Raw genomic sequence first — 3,337 nt, 5'->3', positions numbered from 1 at the left:
TCAATAAACTTTCGGAAACCTTATATTCCTTGCTAATACCTAATATTGATTCTGACGATTTAGTGTACAAATCAATACAAGTCTTCTTAAATGATAATGTGTGTTTTACTTTTCTATCCATAAAAAAATGCCCCCAGAAAGTGTCTAACTTTTTGGGGGCAGTGCAATTGAACGCCTTTTTTATTACAATGATTTACGAACTAATTCAAATGTCTTATCAATATCTTCAACACTAACAGTTAAATGCGGTCTAAAGCGAACACTTTTTTCACCACATCCCAATATTAACAATTTGTTTTCCATTGTTTTTTTGATAAAAGCATCTCTATTCTCCACTGTGTCAAAATCAAATGCGCATAACAAACCTTTACCTCTTGAATTAGATAAATTAGGGTTTTCTTCAATTAATTTTTCAATTTTTCCCAAAAGGTATTTTCCCATCTCCTCTGCTTTGGCAACTAAATTTTCTCTCTCGATGACTTCTAAAATCAATTTGAAACGGATCATATCCACCAAATTTCCACCAAAAGTAGAATTGATGCGGCTTGATTCTTTAAATACATTTTTTTCGACGCGATCAATTTTTTCACGATTCGCTAAAATACCGCATACTTGGGTTTTCTTTCCGAACGCAATGATGTCAGGAATGATGTCGTAATATTCATAACACCACATTTTACCAGTCATACCAATACCTGTTTGTACTTCATCGAGAATCAATAAAATATCATGCTCATCACAGATGCGACGCAGTTCTTGGAAAAACTCTTTTCTAAAATGATTGTCACCACCTTCTGCTTGGATGGATTCCACAATTAAACAAGCTACGTCTGCAGGATTTTTAGCTATAGATGCATTAATTTGAGCTAAAGCTTGGTTTTCTACAGAAATAGTTTCCGCTAAATTTTCTTCTGTTATTGGGAAGTGCAATTTAGGATTTGTAATTCTAGGCCAATCAAATTTTGGAAAATACATATGTTTACGCGGATCTTTTGTGTTTGTTAGCGACAATGTATAACCTGAACGGCCATGAAATGCTTGTTTGAAATGTATAACTTGTGAAGCTTCTTGATCGATGCCTTTACTCAAATTCAATCTTGTCTTCCAATCAAAAGCTACTTTTAGGGCATTTTCTACAGCTAAAGTTCCACCATCGATAAAAAAGGCATAGCTCAATTCTTTTGGAATGGCTACACGCTCGAAAGTTTTTAAAAATTCAGCATAACTATCTGTGTACATATCTGAAAGTGCTAGCTTATTTATTGCAGCAGCTTCTAATTGTTTCACATTCTCTAATATATAAGGATGGTTGTAACCAATGGGAGAGGATGCGAACATACTAAACATGTCTAAATATTCGTTGCCATCGGTATCAACGACATAGGATTTATACGATTTATTTAAATCCATGGTGAATGGCATGCCATCTGCTAATATATGTTGAGCTAATATCTCGTGCGTCTTGTTCATAATTTAGTGTTTATTTTGGTTTGTTTATTATAAATCAAATTTTATTCCTTGTGCCAATGGTAAGTTTGCTGTGTAATTAATGGTGTTTGTTTGTCTCCGCATATAAGCTTTCCAAGCATCAGAACCAGACTCACGTCCACCACCTGTTTCTTTCTCGCCACCGAATGCACCGCCAATTTCAGCGCCAGAAGTACCAATATTTACATTTGCGATTCCGCAATCTGAACCATTTTGACTTAAGAATAATTCAGCTTCACGTAGATTGGTAGTCATTATTGCGGAAGAAAGGCCTTGTTTTACGCTGTTTTGAAGGTCAATCGCATTTTGTACTTCTCCTGTATATTTGATTAAATAAAGTATTGGCGCAAAAGTCTCATGTTGTACGATCTCATAGTGATTTTCCACCTCGGCAATGACAGGAGTTACGTAGCAACCACTTTCATATCCTTTTCCTTCTAACACTTTTCCTTCTACTAAGATATTACCACCTTGTTGTTTCACTTTTTCTAAAGCATCCAAATACATAGAAACGGCAACCCTGTCAATAAGTGGTCCCATGTGGTTGTTACTATCTAAGGGATCCCCAATTTTGATTTGTTTATAAGCTTCGACTAAAGACTCCTTTACTTTATCATATACATTTTCATGTACAATTAGGCGTCTTGTACTTGTGCATCGTTGTCCTGCTGTACCAACAGCACCAAAAACAGCACCTATTATAGTCATTTTAAGATCTGCAGATGGCGTAACAACGATTGCATTATTTCCGCCAAGTTCTAATAAGGATTTCCCTAATCGACGAGCGACTGTTTCAGCTACTTGTTTACCCATGCGTGTTGAGCCTGTAGCAGAGACTAATGAAATTCGTTCATCTTCTGCAATCCATTTCCCTACTTCCGCATCGCCAGTTACGACAGAAGATATGCCTTCCGGTAGATTGTTCTCTTTCAGAATTTCTGAAATTATGTTTTGACAGGCTATAGCACATAGTGGAGTTTTTTCTGATGGCTTCCATATAATAACATCACCGCAAACTAAAGCCAATGCTGCATTCCAAGCCCAAACCGCTACTGGAAAATTGAAAGCAGTAATAATACCAACTACACCTAATGGATGATATTGGTCATACATACGATGTCCTGGTCTTTCCGAGTGAATCGTATTTCCATACAATTGTCTTGATAGGCCTACCGCAAAATCGCATATATCTATCATTTCTTGTACTTCACCAAGCCCTTCTTGATATGATTTCCCCATTTCGTAAGAAACCAGCTTGCCTAGGGATTCTTTTTCTTTACGTAGTCTTTCGCCTAATAGTCGTATGATTTCCCCCCTTTTTGGAGCTGGAATATCTCTCCAAAATAGCTGCGTTTCTTTTGCTTTAGCGATTACTTCTTCATATTCTTCTTTTGTAGTTGAGAAGACACTTCCGATATATTCGCCGTTAGTAGGAGAAAATGAATCTATTTTAGGTCCACTAGCAAACCAAGTGAGACCAGTTGAGGTTCCAAAGTTGTTTTCAAGCACTTTTAGTGATGATAATTCTTTTATATTCATTTTGTTGTGCGGTATATTCTTTTTTATCGTAAATATACAGAATTATAGTCAGTATTTTAGGTTTTTATTTCTGTTTTTTTGTGCTTTTGAATCAAAGTCTTTGGTGACTGCGCTTATAGCAAGAGTGTTTTTATTAATCGCATATTCAGCTACTTACGCGATATCCAGAAAATAAAGCATTAAAAAGCTTGGAAGTAGTTACAATTCTTTTCTATCTTTGCACCACTCCGCAAGGGAGGAACGCTGGATACGGCGCTGAAATATGAGGATAGAGGCTGTTTAAACTGGGAAATCAGGAAAAGCATAAAGA

Annotated in this window: 2 protein-coding genes; both read right to left on the bottom strand. The window is 36.2% G+C overall.

The genetic code is table 11. The features are described 5' to 3' along the window. Window positions 1-183: 183 nt before the first annotated feature. Window positions 184-1,470 (bottom strand): L-lysine 6-transaminase, encoded by a 1,287-nt coding sequence (gene lat / locus IPZ78_RS17080; protein WP_225555188.1) that lies wholly within the window; start codon window positions 1,468-1,470, stop codon window positions 184-186. A gap of 27 nt (window positions 1,471-1,497) precedes the next feature. Then, window positions 1,498-3,027, bottom strand: coding sequence for an L-piperidine-6-carboxylate dehydrogenase (gene amaB / locus IPZ78_RS17075; protein ID WP_225555187.1), 1,530 nt, complete (start codon window positions 3,025-3,027; stop codon window positions 1,498-1,500). Window positions 3,028-3,337 lie beyond the last annotated feature (310 nt).

It is taken from the genome of Sphingobacterium bovistauri, assembly GCF_020295405.1.
Classification (GTDB): Bacteria; Bacteroidota; Bacteroidia; order Sphingobacteriales; family Sphingobacteriaceae; genus Sphingobacterium; species Sphingobacterium bovistauri.
This window is presented reverse-complemented; position numbering and strand designations above follow the sequence as displayed.